General features: G+C 34.6%; 18 protein-coding genes and 1 pseudogene. 7 read left to right on the top strand and 12 right to left on the bottom strand.

Annotation, left to right across the window (positions count from 1 at the left end; all coding sequences use genetic code 11):
- Nucleotides 1-24 precede the first annotated feature (24 nt).
- The 3 genes from B6C99_RS07100 to proS all read right to left on the bottom strand — a co-directional run bounded on the left by B6C99_RS07100 (nt 25) and on the right by proS (nt 3939).
- Complete coding sequence (locus B6C99_RS07100) at nt 25-1476, bottom strand: M48 family metalloprotease (protein ID WP_086359207.1); 1452 nt, start codon at nt 1474-1476, stop codon at nt 25-27.
- Between the two features lie 141 nt (nt 1477-1617).
- Complete coding sequence (locus B6C99_RS07095; protein ID WP_086359206.1) at nt 1618-2199, bottom strand: tyrosine-protein phosphatase; 582 nt, start codon at nt 2197-2199, stop codon at nt 1618-1620.
- A 24-nt stretch (nt 2200-2223) separates the two neighbouring features.
- Nucleotides 2224-3939 carry a proline--tRNA ligase gene (gene proS / locus B6C99_RS07090; RefSeq protein ID WP_086359205.1) on the bottom strand — a complete coding sequence of 572 codons (1716 nt, stop codon included), beginning with the start codon at nt 3937-3939 and terminating at the stop codon, nt 2224-2226.
- A gap of 108 nt (nt 3940-4047) precedes the next feature.
- Here proS and B6C99_RS07085 point away from each other — a divergent pair, with 108 nt between their 5' ends.
- Both B6C99_RS07085 and B6C99_RS07080 read left to right on the top strand, forming a co-directional pair.
- Complete coding sequence (locus B6C99_RS07085; protein WP_086359204.1) at nt 4048-4488, top strand: hypothetical protein; 441 nt, start codon at nt 4048-4050, stop codon at nt 4486-4488.
- Between the two features lie 188 nt (nt 4489-4676).
- Nucleotides 4677-6035 (top strand): L-serine ammonia-lyase, encoded by a 1359-nt coding sequence (locus B6C99_RS07080; RefSeq protein WP_086359203.1) that lies wholly within the window; start codon nt 4677-4679, stop codon nt 6033-6035.
- A 117-nt stretch (nt 6036-6152) separates the two neighbouring features.
- On the opposite strand, the gene B6C99_RS07075 is transcribed toward B6C99_RS07080, so the two are convergent.
- The 5 genes from B6C99_RS07075 to xerD all read right to left on the bottom strand — a co-directional run bounded on the left by B6C99_RS07075 (nt 6153) and on the right by xerD (nt 12680).
- Complete coding sequence (locus B6C99_RS07075; RefSeq protein ID WP_086359202.1) at nt 6153-7637, bottom strand: NAD(P)H-hydrate dehydratase; 1485 nt, start codon at nt 7635-7637, stop codon at nt 6153-6155.
- A gap of 70 nt (nt 7638-7707) precedes the next feature.
- Nucleotides 7708-9102, bottom strand: a complete 1395-nt coding sequence (gene mpl / locus B6C99_RS07070) for a UDP-N-acetylmuramate:L-alanyl-gamma-D-glutamyl-meso-diaminopimelate ligase (protein ID WP_086359201.1) — start codon at nt 9100-9102, stop codon at nt 7708-7710.
- A gap of 119 nt (nt 9103-9221) precedes the next feature.
- Complete coding sequence (recJ, locus tag B6C99_RS07065; protein WP_086359200.1) at nt 9222-10955, bottom strand: single-stranded-DNA-specific exonuclease RecJ; 1734 nt, start codon at nt 10953-10955, stop codon at nt 9222-9224.
- 79 nt (nt 10956-11034) lie between these two features.
- Nucleotides 11035-11739: a bifunctional protein-disulfide isomerase/oxidoreductase DsbC gene (dsbC, locus tag B6C99_RS07060; RefSeq protein ID WP_086359199.1), complete on the bottom strand. Its 705-nt coding sequence runs from the start codon at nt 11737-11739 to the stop codon at nt 11035-11037.
- A gap of 26 nt (nt 11740-11765) precedes the next feature.
- Nucleotides 11766-12680: a site-specific tyrosine recombinase XerD gene (gene xerD / locus B6C99_RS07055; protein WP_216819413.1), complete on the bottom strand. Its 915-nt coding sequence runs from the start codon at nt 12678-12680 to the stop codon at nt 11766-11768.
- A 210-nt stretch (nt 12681-12890) separates the two neighbouring features.
- Between xerD and B6C99_RS13190 the strand changes: the two genes are divergently transcribed.
- Both B6C99_RS13190 and grxB read left to right on the top strand, forming a co-directional pair.
- Nucleotides 12891-13517 carry a Pr6Pr family membrane protein gene (locus B6C99_RS13190; RefSeq protein ID WP_158092452.1) on the top strand — a complete coding sequence of 209 codons (627 nt, stop codon included), beginning with the start codon at nt 12891-12893 and terminating at the stop codon, nt 13515-13517.
- Nucleotides 13514-14164, top strand: a complete 651-nt coding sequence (grxB, locus tag B6C99_RS07045; RefSeq protein WP_086359197.1) for a glutaredoxin 2 — start codon at nt 13514-13516, stop codon at nt 14162-14164. The genes B6C99_RS13190 and grxB overlap by 4 nt, the downstream gene beginning before the upstream one ends.
- 150 nt (nt 14165-14314) lie before the next feature.
- On the opposite strand, the gene B6C99_RS07040 is transcribed toward grxB, so the two are convergent.
- Nucleotides 14315-15355, bottom strand: a complete 1041-nt coding sequence (locus tag B6C99_RS07040; RefSeq protein WP_086359196.1) for a tagatose 1,6-diphosphate aldolase — start codon at nt 15353-15355, stop codon at nt 14315-14317.
- Nucleotides 15356-15539: 184 nt separating this feature from the next.
- Between B6C99_RS07040 and B6C99_RS07035 the strand changes: the two genes are divergently transcribed.
- Nucleotides 15540-16859: an MFS transporter gene (locus B6C99_RS07035; protein ID WP_216819412.1), complete on the top strand. Its 1320-nt coding sequence runs from the start codon at nt 15540-15542 to the stop codon at nt 16857-16859.
- 70 nt (nt 16860-16929) lie between these two features.
- Here B6C99_RS07035 and B6C99_RS13680 read toward each other — a convergent pair.
- Nucleotides 16930-17066: pseudogene (locus tag B6C99_RS13680) on the bottom strand (pyrroline-5-carboxylate reductase); the annotation flags it as partial.
- 524 nt (nt 17067-17590) lie between these two features.
- Here B6C99_RS13680 and adhP point away from each other — a divergent pair.
- Together adhP and B6C99_RS07020 are read left to right on the top strand one after the other, a co-directional pair.
- Nucleotides 17591-18622: an alcohol dehydrogenase AdhP gene (adhP, locus tag B6C99_RS07025; protein WP_086359193.1), complete on the top strand. Its 1032-nt coding sequence runs from the start codon at nt 17591-17593 to the stop codon at nt 18620-18622.
- Nucleotides 18623-18795: 173 nt separating this feature from the next.
- Complete coding sequence (locus tag B6C99_RS07020) at nt 18796-20244, top strand: APC family permease (RefSeq protein ID WP_086359192.1); 1449 nt, start codon at nt 18796-18798, stop codon at nt 20242-20244.
- A gap of 76 nt (nt 20245-20320) precedes the next feature.
- On the opposite strand, the gene rimL is transcribed toward B6C99_RS07020, so the two are convergent.
- Together rimL and B6C99_RS07010 are read right to left on the bottom strand one after the other, a co-directional pair.
- Nucleotides 20321-20866, bottom strand: coding sequence for a 50S ribosomal protein L7/L12-serine acetyltransferase (rimL, locus tag B6C99_RS07015; RefSeq protein ID WP_086359191.1), 546 nt, complete (start codon nt 20864-20866; stop codon nt 20321-20323).
- A gap of 173 nt (nt 20867-21039) precedes the next feature.
- Entirely contained in the window at nt 21040-22398 is a 1359-nt protein-coding gene (locus B6C99_RS07010) for a PTS ascorbate transporter subunit IIC (protein WP_086359190.1), read from the bottom strand.
- Between the last annotated feature and the right edge of the window lies 1 nt (nt 22399).

Here is a 22399-nt window from a genome sequence, read left to right as displayed (position 1 = left end):
GCAATTAGCCGAGTAATATTTAGATTATTTTCTGCTATAAACTGCATAACGTTTTTGTAACTGTTTTAATTGATTAATTCTGGCATCAATTTTTGAAATTAATATCTGATTACCTTTAGCTTGAGTTTTAGCGTTAGTTAATAATTGAATTGCATCTGAATACTGTCCTTCAAGTGCAACTAATTCTGCTTTTGCACTCATTTCTTGAGCTCTTGATTTTAATCCACCATAAGCGGTAACCAATAAATCCCAACCATTAGTATCATCATTGTGATCAAATGTATAACGATGTAATAAACTTACGGCTTGCTGATATTTACCAGCTTTTATATAAGCATTAGCTAGATTTAATTGTAAAGCAGTGCTATCAGGTGATCGCTTTAATGCCGATTGCAGACGAGTAATCGCATTACTACTATAATTACTGTTTAAATCAATATCTGTCATTAAATCAATATACCAAATATTATCAGGGTCATTGTCTAACAAGGGTTGTAATTCATTTTTGGCACGTACCGCATCTTGATTATTGTAATAATTTAGTGCGATGGCATAGCTCAGTGCTTTTTTACCCTGATCATTATTCAATTTGCGATAATCATTAATCAATAGTTTAGCGGTATTACTATTCCCCATAAGTATGGCTATTCGTGCCTTGGCTAAATAATAGTTTAATGAAGAAGACACATTTTTTTTAGAATATTGCAAAGAGCGATTACGGATATCTGACAAGCGGCTATTAGGTAGTGGGTGAGTCATTAAAATTTCCGGTGGTTTACTACTAAAGCGACTTTCATCCGCTAGTTTTTGTAAAAATTCGGAAGAAGCATAAGGATCAAATCCTGCTTTAGCTAATGTTCTCAGACCAACTCTATCCGCCTCTTGTTCATTTGATTGAGTAAAACTAATCATACTTTGTGTTGAACTCGCCATTGTGGTTGTCATTGCCGCCATCCCAGCTTCAGGATTGGCTAAAGTCAATAATAACGATCCAAGTGTTGCCCCCCAAACGTAAGGACTATTATTATTTTGTGCCTCCATAGCACGAGCTAAATGGCGTTGTGTTACATGTCCTATTTCGTGTGCCATAACCGAAGCTAATTGACTCTCATTGTTGGTATCCATAATTAATCTAGAATGAATAACAACATTTCCACCAAAAAAAGCAAAAGCATTAAGTACATTACTTTTCATAATATAAAAATGGAATGGAGTTTGCACTGATTCAGATTTGGAAACTAATTTTTTTCCTAAATCATTGATGTATTGATTTAAAACCGGATCATTAATAATCGGAGCACTACCACGTAACAAGCGCATATAATAATCGCCCATCTCTTTTTCTTGTCCGATGCTTAATGTAGTTGCAGCTGCGGTTCCCATATCGGGTAGCTTAATGTTATCTGCATAAACGATCGATGCATTTTGCAATAATAATGATGTAGATACTATTATTGCGATTGCTTTTCTTAACATACTTTTAACTCATAAAAAAGATTAATAATTAAATATTCTAGCTTAAAAAAAAGACAATATCACTTTGAATATTTTATCAATTTGAGCTATTACTTCTATATTATTTTATTTACTCGATTTAATAATCATTAAATAATGATGTTATTCAAATACTGCGCGGCGAATTTGTTCTACATCAACATTGTCAATATAGTTTTTGATATTGGGATAAATATTATAATGATGTCCAAACTCAGGTTGCATTAATTCATCAATAACTTGGTGTTTACTCCAGTTTTGAAAAATTAAGCGATACATAGCAACAACTACACCTGTTCGGTCACTGCCATGCCAACAATGAATTAATATCGGTTTAGGGGCATTTTTGATTGTTTTAAGGATTTGAATTATTTTTTTATCAGAAATATTTCCTGCTCGCATATTGATCCAAACCTCAGTGATGCCAGTATTGACAACTTTATCTCGATCACTATGCCATAATCGCAGATTAATTATGGTTTTAATGCCGAGTTTATCAAGCTGTTTTATCTGTTTTAACGAGGGTTGTTCAGAGCGATATATATCGTTAGAAACTTGATAAAAGTTATTTGGGATGAGGTTGGAATTAATATTCGACTGGCAACTGCTAATAAAAAAACTCAAGCAACACAACAATATAATGTTCACTCTTTTGGTGATTTGCAAACCAAAGTGAGCCATTACTTGTTGTGTCCTATTTATCATTACTACAATTGTCTATTGTTGTGTTTATTGTTGACGGTTTTTAATAAATTCAAGTACTTGATCTACTTTTACCAATTCTTTATCCCCATCAGCACGGTGTTTATATTCTACATCACCATTATCAAGGTTACGATCACCAATAACAATAGTGTGTGGAATACCAATTAATTCAGCATCAGCAAACATTACACCAGGGCGCTCTTTACGGTCGTCAAATAGTACTTCAATACCGGTAGCTTGTAGATCAGCATAGAGTTTTTCTGCAGTCGCCTGTACTCTTTCTGACTTGTGCATATTCATTGGAATAATAACAACGCTAAATGGTGCTATGGCTTCTGGCCAAATAATTCCACGATCGTCATGGCATTGTTCGATTGCAGCGGCAACTATTCGGCTAACGCCAATACCATAACAACCCATGATCATTACATGATTTTGTCCATCTTCACCTTGCACTGTTGCTTTCATTGCTTCTGAATATTTAGTACCAAGTTGGAAAATATGTCCAACTTCAATACCACGTTTAATTTGCAATGTACCTTTGCCGTCAGGGCTAACATCGCCTTCAACTACATTACGGATATCTTCGATGCGAGGTAAAGCAACATCGCGTTCCCAATTGATATTGAAATAATGTTTATGGTCAATATTGGCACCAGCACCAAAATCACTCATTACAGCAACATCACGGTCAATAATCATTGGCATATTTAGGTTTATTGGCCCTAGAGAGCCCGGTCCTGCATTGACTAACGCGCGAATTTCATCTTCGGTTGCAAATTCAAGTGGAGACGCCACAATATCGATTTTTTCTGCTTTGATTTCGTTTAAGGTATGATCACCTCGAACTAATAAAGCTACTAGTTGGTGACCACTCTCTTTAGTGGCTTTAACCATTAATGTTTTAACGGTTTTTTCAATTGGTAGATTGAATTGGGCTACTAGTTCATCAATAGTTTTGGCATCTGGGGTATCAACTAATTGCATTTCCTTGGTTGGAGATTGGCGAGTTTGAGTTGGTGCTTGTGCTTGTGCCATTTCGATATTTGCCGCATAATCAGACTCTGTTGAAAAAACAATATCATCTTCGCCACTATCCGCTAATACTTGGAATTCATGTGACCAGTTACCACCAATTGAGCCAGTATCAGCTCGTACTGCTCTGAAATTTAAGCCTGCACGAGTAAATACTGCACTGTAAGCTCTATACATATCATCATAAGTTTCTTGTAATGATTCTTGCGATGTGTGGAATGAGTATGCATCTTTCATAATAAATTCACGCGAACGCATAACACCAAAACGTGGGCGTACTTCATCGCGGAATTTGGTTTGAATTTGATATACATTAAGCGGTAATTGCTTATAAGAGCTCACTTCATTACGAAGTAAGTCAGTGATCACTTCTTCATGAGTTGGGCCTAAGACGAAATCACGATCACCACGATCTTTAATGCGTAATAATTCGGGGCCATATTGTTCCCAACGACCACTTTCTTGCCATATATCGGCAGGCTGTACCACAGGCATTAATACCTCAATTGCACCTGCTTTATTCATCTCTTCTCGAACAATATTTTCGACTTTTTTTAGTACACGATAACCTGTGGGTAGCCATGTATATAATCCGGCGGCAACTTTACGGATCATGCCGGCTCGTAACATTAATTGATGGCTAATTACTTCAGCATCTGCTGGCGTTTCTTTTAATGTAGATAGAAGATATTTACTGGTTCGCATACATTTATCCCGAAAAATAATTTATATATAAATATAATAAAAATGTTAGCTAGTTTAGCAGTACCAAGCGCAACACAAAAGTAATTTTATGAATAATTATGGTGATAGATGCTTATTAATGATAAATTATCGTTTATTGAGAATAAGTTACTAATCAATATGGACAAATGGACATTGAACATACATAAATTAATTGAGCGTTTATTCTTTCTCTTTTTAATAGGTCTTATTTTATATTGGCCGATTAAATTTGCTAAATATCATTTGTTTGATTTAAGTTATCAAGAGGTATTAGAGTTTTCTTGGCGAACTGATGGTTGTCAATTGTCGTATCGAGAGGTATGCCCATGTCCTAGTTTCATTGAGCCAGATGATCATTTCACAATTACTGATGATGGCGATTTATATTTTGAAAATAAACTTTATGGTAAATTGATATTAAAAGACAAACCTAGTTTTTTCCATGACTACTCTGAAATATTGTCTGGTGGCTTCATGGAAATTATACGGTCAGATTCAGGTGTTATTTGCTACTATGATTCGATATAAAAATTTTGAGAATTTTTTAGCTAAAATTAGCTGTCAAAAACCCCGTTCCTCAAAAATTTTTTATGCTAATAATTTAATATCAATTAATGGCTTGATTCGACAATTGTTATCACCATAATATAGCACTAAATATAAGTCATTTTTAACTATAAATTACGAGCAAATCATTGATTACAAAAAGGGATAAAATGGGTTCGGTTTTTGATATATTCAAAATTGGTATAGGTCCTTCTAGTTCACATACCGTTGGTCCAATGAGAGCAGGTAAGGCATTTATTGATCTACTTATTAATAATGAGCAAATGCCGTTAGTGACTAAAATTGTTGCTGATATTTATGGCTCTTTGTCACTGACAGGTAAAGGTCACCATACTGATGTGGCAATTATTCTCGGATTATCAGGTGAAAAACCTGATACTGTTAATATTGATCAGATCCCCCACATTATTCAAACTATGAATCAATGTTGTCGGCTACCAATATATAATGGTCAATACCAAGTCGATTTTTCCAGTCAAAGCATTATATTTCATTCTACTTTTCTACCATTACACGAAAATGGAATGACGTTAAGAGCTTATCATCATGACGAACTAATTGTGCAAAAGACTTATTATTCAGTGGGTGGAGGTAAAATTGTTGAAGAGGAATTGTTCGGTCTACAAGATCAGAATGCAATAGATGTACCTTACCCTTTTACAACCGCCGCACAATTATTGCAGCATTGTGATGATAACTCATTGTCGGTATCTAGTATTGTTTTAAAAAATGAGTTACAACATCATACGCATGAGGAAATCGTAAATTATTTTTCTTTAGTTGGACAAACAATGCTTGATTGTATTAAGCGAGGCATGAATACCGAAGGGTTATTACCTGGTGCTCTTAAGGTTTCTCGTCGAGCAAATGCGTTGTATCGTCAATTATTAACAAGTAAAAGTAATAATGATCCAATGATTATTATCGATTGGGTAAATATGTTTGCACTAGCTGTTAGTGAAGAGAATGCCGCTGGTGGTAGGGTCGTGACAGCTCCGACTAATGGGGCTTGCGGTATCATTCCTGCTGTACTGGCATATTACGATAAATTTATTGATCCTGTATCACCAGATATTTTTATTCGTTACTTTTTAACCTGTGGAGCTATTGGATTACTCTATCAAAAAAATGCATCCATTTCTGGTGCAGAAGTAGGCTGTCAAGGTGAGGTTGGCGTGGCTTGTTCTATGGCGGCGGCAGGGTTAGCTGAATTATTAGGTGGTAATCCTCAACAGGTGTGTATGGCTGCCGAAATTGGTATGGAGCATAACTTAGGTTTGACTTGTGATCCTGTTGATGGTCAAGTACAAGTTCCTTGTATTGAACGTAATGCGATTGCAGCTGTGAAAGCCATTAATGCCACTCGGATGGCATTAAGACGTACTACTGCTGCGATTGTTTCACTTGATAAAGTGATTGAAACTATGTACGAAACAGGCAAAGACATGAATGCTAAATATCGAGAGACTTCTCGTGGCGGGCTAGCTATTACGGTTCATTGTAGTTAATAGTGAATCGTATGAGATGTGACGATTAATCATCAGTAATATTATGATTAAATCATAGCTGTGATTTCATTTATGAAATATTTTTGCAGGGTACTAAAATTGTCCATATTTTTATAGCTAAATGGATAGTACCTCGTTTAGACTATCAATTATATCACTAGCTAATAAACTGTATTTATTTAGTTTTTTAGAAGCAATATCGCCAGCTAAACCATGTAAGTAAACACTTACTGGAGCAGCTTTGGTTGGCGGTAGATGTTGAGCTATAAGTCCAGCCATTATTCCTGTTAAAACATCACCAGCACCGCCAGTAGCCATACCACAATTACCAGATTGGTTAATATAAGTGGTTTGTTCAGGTATTGTGACGATGGTTCTTGCATCTTTTAATACGCAGATTACGTTATAGTCTTGCGCAAATTTTTTAGCCGTGTCGACTAGATTATTTTTAATAGTTTCAATTGGTTGTTTAACTAGCCTTGCCATTTCTCCTAAATGAGGGGTAACAATAATAGTTGACTGTGCTTGTTTCAATAATCTTAAATTAGGTACTAACGTATTAAGCCCATCAGCATCAATGATTACTGGAATCCTTGCATGCTGTAATACATACGATAAAATTTTATGGGTATCATCGGATACCCCCATGCCAGGTCCAATAACAATAACTGAAGCCAAATTTATTAGTTCATCAAGTTTTTTTATATCAATTTTATTGGTAATAAATGGGGTTAGTAGAACTTCGGGAATTTGGGTTAATAAAATATCACGATTACACATGGGGGTGTAAATATGTACTAATCCAGCTCCAGTTTTATATGCTGCTTTAGCTGAAAAGTAGGCGGCTCCAGACATATTTTCGGAACCAGCGATAACTAACACTTTGCCATAGCTACCTTTATGACTATTGTTTGATCTTTGCGGCAGTAATTTACTCAACTCATTAGATTGATAAGTATAATGACTGGCTGGAGTATCTGCATAGATGCCGATATCGGCAATAGTGATTTCACCTGCTAATTCAGCCCCCGGATGAAGCGATAAACCAACTTTTGCGTAGGCAAAAGTGACAGTTTGTTTAGCTTTGACCGCAACACCAAGGATTTTACCTGTATTGCTGCAAAGTCCCGAAGGAATATCAATAGCAAGAACATCGGTACAGCACTGATTTATCCACTCAATGGCATAAACAAAATCGCCGCTAACTATACGATTAAGTCCTATACCAAAAATAGCATCAATGATAGTGGTATATTCAGTAAAGCATTCGGGGAGTGAAGTGATAAAGTTGATATTATAATGCTGTGCTATTTTAATTTGTTGAAGTGTTTCCTTCGATGCATGTTCTACTTGACCAATTAAATACACATCAACATCAATATGTTGTAATTTGAGTAAGCGAGCTACAGCAATACCGTCACCGCCATTATTGCCATATCCACACACTACCGCAACTTTATTTAAATTATAGTCGTTTTCATTAAGTTGATTTACAACGGCTAATGCTGCTCGTTCCATTAATACTAGAGAAGGTAAGCCAATTTTATTTGCGGTATAAGCATCATAATGCTTCATTTCAGATGAAGTGACTAAGTATTGCATGAGATTACCTCTCACTGTATACGAGATGCCACGTTGCGTGGCAAAATCATATCTGTAAATTAATCAATTATTAGATTAAGGGTTGTTCATCTAATTTATCTTTTAATTGTTGTTTTTTTAAGTTTTCTAAAATCTTATTATGAATACCATTAAAACCACCATTACTCATAATCAAGATTGCATCAGTTGGTTTAGCTGATTTAGTAATCATCTCAACTAATAAATCAATATCACCAGACCAATAAGCGGGTTGAATACAAGCATCGACCACATCAGCAACTAACCAAGGTAGTTGTTCTGGTTGAAACATATATATTTCATCTGCACGACCTAATGATGGCGCTAGTTCATCTTTCGATATGCCTAGTTTCATGGTGTTCGAACGAGGCTCTAAAACTGCTAATATTCGTCGATTTGCACCAATTTTGCTACGTAATGCTTCTAAAGTTGCTAATATTGCAGTTGGATGATGGGCAAAATCATCATAAATCTCAATATTATTAACTTCGCCATATAATTCTAAACGTCTTTTGGCATTCAAAAACGATCCCAGTGCTAAACAAGCATCAGCTGGTTTAATACCGACATTATGTGCTGCTGCAATAGCCATTAAGGCATTATGCATATTATGTTCACCGACAAGAGAATAGTTAACTTCACCAACCTGTTCATTGTTAAAGTAAACAGCAAATTGGCTCGCATCATTAGCGATTTTTTTCGCCATCCAGCCATTTTCTGATTCGGTGAATGATTGCTCACTCCAACAACCTTTCGTTAAAACTTGTTTTAAATTGACATCTTCTTGCGGTGAAATTATCAACCCTTTACTTGGTACTAAACGAACTAAATGATGGAATTGTTTTTGAATTGAACTAAGATCATCAAAAATATCCGCATGATCAAATTCCAAATTGTTCATAATTAATGTTTTTGGGCAATAATGCATAAATTTAGAACGCTTATCAAAAAATGAACAATCATATTCATCGGCTTCAATAACGAAAAAGTTACCTTCACCTAGTCTTGCTGATACTTCAAAATTACCAGGTACGCCACCAATAACAAAACCTTGGTTATAACCTTGTTTCTCTAAAATCCAGTTAACCATACCGGCAGTTGTTGTTTTACCATGCGTTCCCGCAACCGCAATCACCCAACGTTCGCGTAAAACGTTGTCATGTAGCCATTGAGGTGCAGAAACATAAGGAATATTGTTGTCTAAAATATATTCAACACAAGGATTTCCTCTTGATAACGCATTACCAATAATCACCAGATCAGGAGTAGGGTTTAATTGTGAAGGGTCATCTCCTTCAATAATATCAATATGTTCTTTTTGTAGCAGCGTACTCATTGGTGGGTAAACATTTTTGTCTGAACCCGTGACTTTATGACCCAATGAGCGAGCGATTAATGCAATGCCTCCCATAAATGTGCCACAAATTCCAAGAATATGAATATGCATTTTTGGTCCTTACTGTTGTATAAAATATCGTACTGATGATAAAACTTATCTGTTGCCAGTATTTTAGTTAACTGATTTGATTTTTGTAGAAAATTATAATTATAGTCGATTTTAATCGCTTATGCGATAGGCCAAATATGCCTAATCATCAATTTTGCCGTCTGATTTCCTCGAAAGTCATCAACATCTAATTGATAGACAATCTTTACATTTTTTATTGTATTATCTGGCCATTGCGTTAAATTTACATTGAAACATACGCCTTCAATAATTGGGCCACCGTTTTTCGGTTCTAATACTAATCTAAGATGTTTTTCAGCAAATAAACGTTGTTGATGGACAATAAAATCGCCATCGAATGTCGGTTCTGTAAATCCTTCACCCCATGGACCAGATTCTTTTAATTGTTTAGCCATCGCATAATTAAAATCTTGGCTGTCTATCTCACCATCGGTTTCTATTATTTGCTCAAGTGTATTGGCGTTTAAACATTTATCTATTAGTGTTTCAAAATGTTTTCGAAATCGTTCTAAATCGTTTTCGTGAATGCTTAATCCGACCGCCATTGCATGTCCACCAAAACTCACCAGAAGATTGGGATGGTTTTGATCCAGCTCATCAAGTAAATCTCGTAAGTGAATACCGGCTATTGATCGTCCTGAACCTTTTAGTATCCCTTCTTCAGTAGATGCAAAGCAAATAACTGGCCGATAATGTTTATCTTTTAAACGGGCTGATAAGATGCCAATAATACCTTGGTGCCATTCAGGATGATAGACAACTAATAAGTTTGGGAAAGAAGATTGTTGTTGCTCTAACTCTTGGATATAGGATAAGGCTTCTTTATACATCGTTTGTTCAATTAACTTACGATCATTATTTAACATATCTAAATCACTAGCTTGTTTAAGAGCACTATCGTAGTCTTCACATAACAATAATTCAACGCTAAGAGACATGTTATCCATTCGCCCTGCTGCATTAAGCCGTGGGGCAATATAATAAGCTAGATCGGTTGAGGTAAAGGATACGGGATCTTTTCGAGCAATATGTAATAGTGCTTTTATTCCTGCACAACAATAACCAGATCGGATTCGATTAATACCTTGATGAACCAATATTCGGTTATTGTGATCGAGTTTTACCACATCAGCAATAGTACCTAACGCGACTAAATCTAACAAACTAGCGATGTTGTATTCTTCTAAATTATGTGTTCTGAACCAGTTTTCTTGGCGTAATTTTGCTCGTAAAGCTGACATAAAATAAAATGCAACACCGACACCAGCTAAGTGCTTAGATGGAAAAGAGCAGTTTGGTAAATTAGGATTAATGATTGCATCAGCTGCCGGTAATTGCTCAGAACATAAGTGATGGTCAGTAATGATTACAGTTAAGTTTGATTGTTTTGCAAATTCAACCGCCTCAATAGCGGAAACACCATTATCAACAGTAATAATTAGATCGGCTTTTTTTAACAGTGCTCTTTTTATAACACTTATACTTAAACCGTAACCATCATCAAATCGATTAGGAATGATATAATCGACATGTTGGCATCCCATCTTTTTTAACGCTTTTACCGTTAGCGCTGTACTGGTTGCGCCATCAGTATCAAAATCACCGACAATCATAATCCGCTTGTTATTCTGCATAGCTGAATAAACAATTTCGACGGCGGTTTGGGTACCATCTAAGTTATCATAATTGCATAAGTTACGCGTGGTATAATCTAACTCTTGCATAGATGTTATTCCACGTAATGCATAGACTCGTTGCAATAATAGTGGAATATCTGGTGATAATTCAGGTAGCGTTTTAGGTAATTGGCGGTGTGTTAATTTATTTTTCATATTTTAAATGTTAGCGCATGTGCGCTAACATACATTTCTATTTTATATTTAAATTTTAATTGTTATAAATTATAACGTACTAATTTTTAGATTTCTTTTTTAAAATTTCGATTAATTTATCAGCAGGAACATAGCCTGAAACTAATTGTCCATCAGGTAGTACTAATGCTGGAGTACCACTTATACCTAATTTTTTACCAACATTAAATTGTTGTGTTACGTAAGGTACCATGCTATTAGCTGGAGAAATTGAATTACCCTTATAAGCATTATCAAAAGCAGCCTTACGATCGGCAACACTCCAGATAGATTGCATATTTTTACCTACATCGCTACTAGCTCCTGCTCGAGGGAAGGCAAAATAGTGCACTGAGATACCCGCATCTAAATATTGATTAATATTTTCATGAAGTAATTTACAATAATGACAAGTGTAATCGGTGAAAACTGAAATAATATATTTTTCTTTTGGTGCTTTATAAACAATGGCATCTTTTTCAATCGATTTCATTAGTTTTAAGTTATTACTGTTAGCAATATTTACTGGTTCATTGCCCTCTAGATTATATATTGGACCTTGCGTTAAAAATTTACCATCTTCAGTAATATAAAAAATACCATCCGGTGTGTTAACACTTTTTAGCCCTTGTACTGGGTTATTTTCGATAGTAATTTCTTTATTAGAAAAACCTAATTTTTCCATTGTTTTGGTAATATCAGCGTCAGAGGCTAATACCGAAGTTGAAATCAATGCTAAACCTAAACTGATTACTAATTTTTTCATTCATTTATCCTTAGTTGATTGAACCGCTATGCGCGAGGATGATGTTTACTATGCAATAGTTTTAATCTTTCTGTTGCAACATGTGTATAAATTTGTGTAGTTGATAAACTACTGTGCCCTAGTAACATTTGTACTACTCGTAAATCGGCGCCATGATTAAGCAGATGCGTTGCAAAGGCGTGCCTAAGTACATGAGGTGAAAGGGCTTCGATATTAATGCCGGTTAGTATGGCATAATATTTGATTCTATGCCAGAATGTCTGTCGTGTCATTTTCTTGCCTAAACGACTTGGAAAAAGCACATCAACTGGGCCATTTTTTAGTAGATCATTGCGCGCATATTTGAAATAGTATTCAAGCCAATAGATTGCTTCTTCACCTAAAGGAACTAAACGTTCTTTATTGCCTTTGCCTACAACTCGTACCACTCCTTGCCTTAGGCTGACGTCACTAATTTCTAAGTTAACTAATTCTGAAACTCGTAATCCTGTAGCATAAAGCACTTCTAACATAGCTTTATCTCTCAGCTCAATTGGATCATCAATACTTGGTGATTCTAGTAGGGCATCAACCTGTAATTCAGTTAAGTCTTTAGGTAACTTTTTTGGTAATTTGGGTGATGACAATATAGCTGATGGATCATCGGTACGATAGTTTTCTTGATATAGATATTGGAAGAAACGTTTAGTCGCACTCAATAAACGTGCCGAACTACTCGCTTTATAACCATCTTTAACTCGTTGTAGTAAAAATTCTTGTAAGTTAATGGATTGTGCTGTGAGAAAATTAACTTGTTGTAATTGTAGTGATTGGCTTAGTGCAAAAAGATCAAGTTTGTAAGATTCAATCGTGTTTTCAGCAAGATTTCGTTCTAACCAAATTGAGTCTAGAAATTGTTCAATTAATATTTTATTTTGTGATGATATATCTTTATCAGACATTAAAAGCCAACTCATTTTTAATAGTTGTTAACATTATATACTAACTGTCAATAACTTGAAGTTGTCACATTATTATTGTGTTTGGAATGCATAAAAAACGAAACGTTTAATTAATGAAAAAATTAACTTTAGTTGATATTGAAATAATATTTTGTATCTTTTCTATAGCCTACTATATACTGAATTATCTGTTATTTTTTATAATAAGTTATGTTAAAACGAAATATTAATCTTTTTATTGCGTTATATGCTTTTTTTATTATTGGTCTTGAAACTTATATTTATTGGCATACACAGCTGAGACCGTGGCAACCAAATACTCCAACTGGGCGAATAATATTTTACTACAGTTTTTTTACAGTACTTTCTAATCTAATGTTGGCATTTAGTTGTCTATGTTTAACTTTCAATCCCAACTGTAATCGATATAGTTTCAAGGTTATACGATTGAATGGCTTAGTCGGGGTGTTTATAACCGCGATAGTTTATAACTTAATTTTAAGGGGAATACATAAACCACCTAATACGTTATTACAATTTGCCAATGAAAGTTTACATGTGATTCTACCGATTATTGGCGTATTAAGTTGGTTAGTTTGGGGGCCATTTCGACGCATCCAATTTAATGTCATTGTTGGCTCGTTTTTGTCGATGCTAATTTATGGTATTTATATTTTTATACGGGGTTATCTTACTAATCAATATCCATATCCTTTTATTAATGTGGTTAGGGTTGGATATGTTAAAGCGCTATATGCTGCAGGATCGGTTTTTGTACTGTTTTTAGGGCTGGCTCTTTTGTTATGGGTTATTGATTGCTTTAGGAGAAGAATATGAAATTGTATATTTATGAACATTGTCCTTTTTGTGTACGGGCAAGAATGATTTTTGGTTTAAAAAATATTCCAGTGGAACAGCATGTCTTTCTCAGTGATGATGTAAAATCACCGACAAGTATGATTGGTGAAAAAATGGTGCCGATCTTACAAAAGGAAGATGGTAGCTATATGCCAGAAAGTCTTGATATTGTTGCTTATGTTGATAGTAATTATGGTAAAAGCCCTATCTTAAGTGGAACTAAAAATCCAGAAATTGAAGCATTAATTAAACAGTTTCAACAATATGACTTTAAATTAGAGTGTCCTCGATATGTAAAATTAGGCTTGGCTGAATTTGCCACTCAAGCTGCTATTGATAATTTTATTACTAATAAGAGTAAAAAATTGGGTTCGTTTGCTGATTGTCTTGCCGAAACTGATGCATTAATTGCTAAGATATCTGATTTATTAAATCAGCTTGAACCATTAATTGTGGCATCGAATGCATGTAATGGAACATTATCTTGGGATGATATATGTTTATTCCCGATATTACGCAATTTAACTTGTGTTAAAGGCCTTATTTTTCCTACTAAAATTAAAGCCTATTTAGAGTCAATGGCTGAACTAAGTAAGGTAAACCTGTTTTTTGATCAGGCGGTTTGATAAAAAGTAGAATCCAATTGTATACAGAGTTGATGGTTAGCTATTATGCAAGTTATTCATTAATAATAAGAAGAGTACAAGAAAAATAGGAATAAAACTTGTACTCTTATTTGTTATTTGAGTTATTTATATAAATCTCTACAAAAACGATTAATTACTTAATTTAAGATCAATAATTTCAATCTTATCTTTACCACCATACACACTATACCAAGGTGTTGCGTATTGTTTTAAAATTTTGTTTAGTTGTTCAACATTTTCACGGCCAGTCGTATCAAGCCAACGTTTTAAGCCGTCTTTGCTACCTTTAGCATATGCGGCTACCCCCTCAAACCAAGTCGCACGACCACCTAAAATACCACTGTATTTAGCGCCATGTTCACCAGCAAAGATAAGTTCTTCATGGAATGTTTTGGTTGGTACGCCAGCACTTAAATAGATGAATGGGCGGGTAGCTGCATCACTTGCTTGTTTAAAGTATTCTGCCGCTTGTTTTTGTGAATATACCACAGGATTATTATCGTTAAAGCCTTCAACATTTTTAAATAGCACAGGTACTTCTACTTTTAAAATATCGATGTAATAATGATCTTTAGTAAATTCTTCAATGGTTCTGATCACTTTTTGTGGTTTAATTTTGGCAAATTCCGAACTTTTATCGTCAGTAATCGCATTATCATAGACAATCGGTTCTACAAATACCGGAATATCAGCTGCTCTCGCTTCGTTACCTAAACGCTCTAAAAATGCATGTTTTTTATCTAAGATATCTTGCGGATCGTCAGGATTATAATAGACCAGTACTTTCGCTGCATCAGCACCTTTTTGAATTAGGCGTTGAAGTGAATCTTCTGGTAAAATATCTGGTAAACGTCCTGGTGTATTGGCATCGTATCCAGTTTTTTCATAAGACATAATTAAACCGGCATTTTTATTTTTTGCTGCCATGCCTTTAAAACCGAGTTCTTCATCCAGTAAAATGGCACTAACATATTTGGTTAATTCCTGAGAAACAAGCTCTTTAAATTCATATACCATATCAATATTATAACGTTCTTGACCTACAGCATTTTGCATCATTTTTACCATTGAACCACGCTGATCGATTGCTAATGCTGCAATTACGCCATCTTGGTTAGATAATTGTTGCATACGGTTGAATTTTCCACGAGAAATGCGTTTTGTTGCCATTTTAAAACTCTCCATTTAATAAGATTTTTTCATTGTAGGTTTTTATTTGACCAATTATTAATCATTTAGTGCTAGTTTTAATTTTGTGTAAACTTTTTGATATTTTCTTTTAAATGGCAATTTGTTCCGGTATATTAGTACAGATTAATAGACTGTTTGTAAAAAAATATTTACAGGGATGATTATGCCAAATTCTACAATAGTTACAAATGTGCGAACATTAAATAATCAGGATTATAAAACGTTAGCCCTATCAGCATTAGGAGGTGCATTGGAGTTTTATGATTTTATTATATTTGTCTTTTTTTCAATAACAATTAGCCATCTGTTTTTTCCTGATGATATGCCTGCATGGTTAAGTCAAGTACAAACTTTTGGTATTTTTGCGGCTGGCTATTTGATTCGCCCTTTTGGTGGTATTGTGATGGCTCATTTTGGTGATATATTTGGCCGCAAACGAATGTTTACACTTAGTATTCTATTAATGGCGTTACCAACATTATTTATTGGTTGTTTGCCTACTTATGCCAATATCGGTATTTTTGCACCATTATTACTCTTAATGATGCGATTATGCCAGGGGCTCGCGGTAGGTGGTGAAGTGCCTGGGGCGTGGACATTTGTTGCTGAACATGTACCTAAAAACAAAATTGGCCTAGCCTGTGGTATTTTAACTAGTGGTTTAAGTTTAGGTATTTTGCTGGGTTCATTAGTATCAACCATAATGAGTAAAAGTGTATCAATAGAACAAATGAATGATTGGGGCTGGCGAATTCCATTCATTATTGGTGGTATCTTTGGCTTAATTGCCATGTATCTTCGCCGTTGGTTAAAAGAGACACCTATTTTTCTAGAAATTCAAAAACGTAAGAATGAAGAATTATCTAAAAAATTACCTGTGATAACCGTTTTAACTCAGTATTTACCACAAACTATTTTATCAATGTTACTAACTTGGGTGTTATCTGCCGGTATTATGGTGATAATGTTAATGACTCCAATTTTATTACAAAAGCAATTTGGTTTTTCGGCAATTGACGCTTTACAAGGTAATATATTAGCTATCATTGGACTTATCATTAGTTGTACGTTTTATGGCATGATGATGGATAAATTTGCAATGGGCAAAGTGCTGGTTATTGGTTGTAGTATTGCTGCTATCATGATTGCTGTATTTTATTTATCATTAGAAAACGCAAATCTTCTCTTTATCACTTATTTCTTAGCCGGTTTTAGTGTCGGAATTGTTGGCTCTTTTGCTTATTTTATGGTTAAGGTATTCCCAACTCAGGTTCGCTATAGTGGTGTATCTTTTTCATTTAATATGGCTTACGCTATTGCTGGTGGTTTAACCCCATTACTGATCTCATTTTTTAGTGATTTTGTTAGTAAAATGGCACCGGCCATTTATGTGGTTGGATTATTTGTATTAGGCGCATTAATCGGACTGTTCTTATTAGTTAATAACAATATCCAAAAATATGTGGCAAAAGATATTGCTTAACTTCTGATAGGAAAAGAAAATTTTGAGGAACAGTTTTTTCATGTTCCTCAAAAATCATATTTAGACTATTTCACTGATTCTTGCCAAGCTCAACTGTTCGTATTACACCAGCTTTAACACTGCGCTGTAATCCTGCTGCGAAGTCACTGTTATTAAGTTCATACAAAGTATGTATACCACACCAACCGGTAAGTTGTTAATAAATAGATTTAATACTGTCATGGGATCTTGAAATACCATACCAATATTCTCCCTAAGGATTGTACTCATTTGTATAGGGAAAATTATTACCGTTGAAATTTATCTCTCCTTGAAATGTAGTAACACATCACGCAGTAATCCCATGATTACATCATTTATTCCTTGACCAACTAATGAGGTCAATAAAACAGTTAATAATATTACGATGCACGGAATAGCTGAAATATACCATTGTTGGCGTAATACAAGCCTTCCATCTATAACTATAAAAATTTTTAGTAAAGATGAGAGATGTCGATATCGCATATTTATATTATTTTTAGGAATATGTTTGGTTATGAATCCAATTAGTTGGACCTTTATAATTATCAAGGTTTGCTATTTAACAATTTAAGAGTGTACATAGAAAGGAATAATGAATAATTCTCATTTTTATTGATAAATGTGAAATAGCGCATATTTTTTCTAAATAAATAGTTTAAAATGAAACCAGTGATATTTTTAAATTGTATTTATTTTAGGAGAAACAAATGAAAGCTGCAGTTATTAGACAAGAATGCGATGGTCAAGTTGAAATTAAAGATATTCCTGTTCGCCCATTAGAGGCAGGAGAAGCTTTAGTTGAGGTTGAGTATTGTGGGCTTTGTCATACTGATCTTCATGTCGCTGCTGGCGATTTCGGTAAAAAACCTGGTCGAGTAATTGGCCATGAAGGTGTGGGTATTGTGACTAAAATTGCACCTGATGTAAAAAGTTTGAAGGTTGGAGATCGTGTTAGTATTGCATGGTTCCATGCAGGTTGTGGTACCTGTGAATATTGTATATCGGGTAACGAAACATTTTGCCGAAGTGCTTTAAACTCAGGTTATAGTGTCGATGGTGGTATGGCTGAACAATGTATTGTCAAAGCTGATTATGCGGTAAAAGTCCCCGATGGACTTGATCCAGCCCAAGCAACTAGTGTGACTTGTGCTGGGGTGACTACTTATAAAGGCATAAAAGTAGCCGATACTAAACCAGGCCAATGGTTAGCCGTATTTGGTATTGGTGGGCTTGGTACTTTGGCTATCGAATATGGTAAAAATGTTTTCAACAATAAAGTTGTTGCGATTAGTAACAGTGATAGTCAGCTAGAGTTGTGTAAGAAACTTGGCGCTGATTTAGTGGTTAATCCTAAAAAAGTGGCTGATGTTGGTGCCTACATAAAAGAACATACCGATGGTGGTGTGCATGGTGCGGTGGTCACTTCAGTTACTAAAACAGCATTTAATCAGGCTATTGGTTCTGTACGTCCATTAGGTCGCGTTGTTGCATTGGGTTTACCTTCTGAAACAATGGATTTAAGTATTCCTAAGACAGTACTAGATGGTATTCAAGTGCTCGGCTCATTAGTTGGTACTCGTGAAGATTTAGCGGAAGCCTTTCGTTTTAGTGCTGAAGGTAAAGTTGTGCCAATTGTAGAAAAACGTCCTCTTGAAGATATCAATGATATGATCGACGAAATGAAAGCAGGTAAAATTCGTGGTCGTATGGTTATTGATATGAAAATGAAGAAAAAATAGTAATTATTACATAATTAACTTATTGAAAGTCAGCTTTATGCTGACTTTTTTATTGACAGTAACTTCTGATTTGGAAAGCTTTTTTTCTATTAAAATTAATCGTGCTTGTTTTTTATAAATAAAGTCCTATTATAGGCAAATTTTGCTTTATTGATCAGTTTAAGAGGTTATTTATGTCTGAACACAATTTAGAGAATAATTTGCGGAAAGATCTTGGTTTAGTTTCTGCATTATCACTAGTTGTTGGAATGGTTTTAGGCGCTGGTGCATTTATGAAACCACCTGCTGTATTGGAAGTCGCTGGCGATTATAATTTTGCTTTGTTAGCGTGGATTATTGGTGGAGTTTTTTCAATTTGTGGTGGTTTAACGTTATGTGAACTAGGGGTTATGTTCCCGAAAACTGGGGGCATGCTGGTTTATTTAGAAAAAATTTATGGTGCTAAAGTTTCTCATTTATATGGTTGGATGATCACTGTACTTTTTGCTCCATCCTTAGTTGGGGCTTTGGTTGGTTATTTTAGTTCTGTATTTTGTTTATTATTTGGGATCAATGATGCCTATCGTATGGCGGTAAGCGCTGGTGTTTTGGGGCTTATTGCATGCATTAATTCAATTGGCGTAAAACAGGCTGGATATCTACAAACTATTGCTACCTTTTGTAAACTTGTTCCAATTTTGTTGTTAGCAATATTTGGATTATGGAAAGGTAATGGTCAAGTTGCATTATTTAGTGCTAGTGGACAAAGTATTGAAACTTATGCACCATTTGCAGTTGCAATATTGGCAACACTATTTGCTTATGATGGATGGGCGCAGGTTGCATCTGTTGCTGGTGAAATTCGTAATCCATCAAAAGTATTACCTAAAGCAATTATTCTCGGCATAATATTTTTAGTGATTGTTTATGCTTGTATCAATATTGCGTTATTTAAGATATTTCCGGTACAAGAAATGGTTACGCTTGGGCATGACGCTTCAGCAGTTGCGTCACAACGCATGTTTGGACATTTAGGCGGTAATTTAGTTGCTGTGGGTATAATGGTTTCAATTCTTGGTGGTATTAATGGTTATATCATGACCTTATCTCGAACTATTTTTAGTATGGGAGAGCGAGGAACCATCATTGGAGCAAAATTTTTAAGTACTATTGATGACGATAGCCGTTCACCAGTAAATGCAATTATTATATTGGTTGTTTTTTCATTCCTTTATTCAACCCTGCTTGATGCTGATCGTTTATCTGAAATATCGATGTTCTCTATTTGGGTTTTTTATCTATTGACGTTTATTGGGGTAATTATCGCGAGGAAAAAATTTGCTGATATCCCAAGACCTTATAAAGTCATTGGTTACCCAGTTATTCCTCTTATCGCTATTTTAGGCGCTGGCTATGTTATATATGGTATGTTAATTCACCAAACAGTAAATGGGATAGCTTCAATTGTGTTAACTTTAATTGGTTTACCTCTTTATTACTATTTTGATAATAAAAATAAACATATTGAACTTTCACTTGGTGAAGTAAAGAAATACCAGTTTAAAACCAAGTATATGATTGCAATATCTTCAATTATTATTGTTTTAGGTTTAATTGCCTACGGTTATTTTGTAATCAAATAATCGTTAAGCATATTTATTCAACAATTGTTAATCAAAACCGACAGAGGTCGGTTTTTTTATAACCAAATAATTAAACCTAATTAGCAATCAAACCATAAATATTTTGATCGTGAAAAGTTCCATTAATATATTCAGCTTGTTTTAGGGTGCCTTCGTAACTAAAACCACAACGTTTGGCTATAGCATTACTTTTCTCGTTATTAACTGCGCATTTAATGACAAATCGTCTAATTATTTTTTGCATAGCGTAATGCTTTATTAATGCATTGATTGCGACGGTCATAATTCCATTGCCCTGTTTTGAGCTATCTAGCCAATAACCGATATAAGCTGTTTTATTATTTTTATCAATCTGATTAAAAGATAGTAATCCAATAGCTTGACCTTTTAATAAAATGACATAGGTTTTGCTTTCATTCTGTTGATGTTTTAACCAACAAGAATTTAAAAACAGCTCTGTATCCGCTTGGTTTTTCACAAATATAGGCCATGCCATAAATTGACTAAAGTACTCTCTATTGCTAGTGATAATATTATAAATATCTGATGCATATTGATTATTTGCTGGTGCTAAACAAAGATGTTGATTGACATCAATCGTAGCATTTAGACTATTGGTCATTATTTATTCCTTTAAAAAACCATATTTGTTCAATGATTTTAAACCTATTAGCAAGTCATGTATATTGAATAAACTTTATTACCGATAATTGATTGACTAAGATGTGGGGTGATGAAGTGATAAAATTGCCAGACTAGCAAGTCTGGCCTTTATAAAAAAATAATAACTTATTTTTATTCTTTAACTTGTTTAGGTTTTGTTAACACATTATGTACAACTAATAAACAAAAAATAGCAATGAAGATTCCCATAATAATATCTTTATTGAACCATTTAGCCATATTGCCCAGAATAATTCCTACACCACAGAAGTCTACATCAGAGAAAGTTGTGTTAGAAAAGCCAAGTGACCCTAAAACTGGTAATAAAAGTACTGGTAAGAATGTAACTAATAAGCCATTAGCAAAAGCACCAAGCATTGCACCTCGACGGCCACCCATAGCATTACCAAACACCCCCGCAGTTGCACCACAGAAGAAATGAGGGACAACACCAGGTAAAATAAGCACAGCATTTAGTTGTCCTAATACAAATAATCCAACTAATCCACCAAGAAAACTAAATAAAAAGCCAATTAATACTGCATTTGGTGCATAAGGGAAAACAACCGGACAGTCTAAAGCTGGTTTTGCATTTGGCACTAATTTTTCTGAGAAGCCAGTAAATGCAGGAACAATTTCGGCTAAAATCAGTCTAACCCCTTGAAGGATAATGAATACACCTGCTGCAAATGTGATGGCTTCAATAATGGCATAAACTAAATAATTATCTCCCTTACTTAAGTTTTCTTGAATATAATCAGGGCCAGCAAATATCGCTAAAATTAAATAGATAACCATCATCGTTAATGAAATAGAGATTGAACTATCACGTAAAAAACTTAAGTTTTTCGGTAAATTCATTTCTTCAGTAGAACGAGAGCCTTTACCAAATGCTGAACCAAGCCAACCCGCTAATACATAACCTAAGGTACCGAAATGACCGAATGCAACATCATCATTGCCAGTTATTTTTCGCATTTGTGGTTGGGCTAAAGCTGGGAAGAATGCCATGATCAAGCCGAGAACTAATGAACCAGTAAATACTAATTGCCAACCTTCAAATCCAGCAACGGTCAAAATAATACTGATCATACATGCCATATAAAAAGTATGATGGCCAGTTAGAAAAATATATTTTAAACATGTGAACCTAGCAACTACAATATTGGCCACCATGCCGAATGCCATAATTAATGCTGTTGCTGTACCATATTCATTTAATGCCATTGAAACGATAGCTTCATTATTAGGGATGATACCTTGAAGTTTAAAAGCTTCTTCAAACATTAATCCTAATGGAGTAATTGCACTGATTAAAACTGTTGCACCACCACCTAATACTAAAAATCCTAAAATTGTTTTAACCGTTCCTTTAACTGTATCAGCAAATGATTTTCGTTGTGCTAATAACCCAACCATAGCAATTAGACCAACGAGTATTGCTGGTACTTTTAAAATATCAACAACGAATTTAATTACTTCTTGAATCATA

Origin of the sequence: Gilliamella sp. N-G2 (genome assembly GCF_002142215.1) — a bacterium.
Lineage (GTDB): Bacteria > Pseudomonadota > Gammaproteobacteria > Enterobacterales > Orbaceae > Gilliamella.
This window is presented reverse-complemented; position numbering and strand designations above follow the sequence as displayed.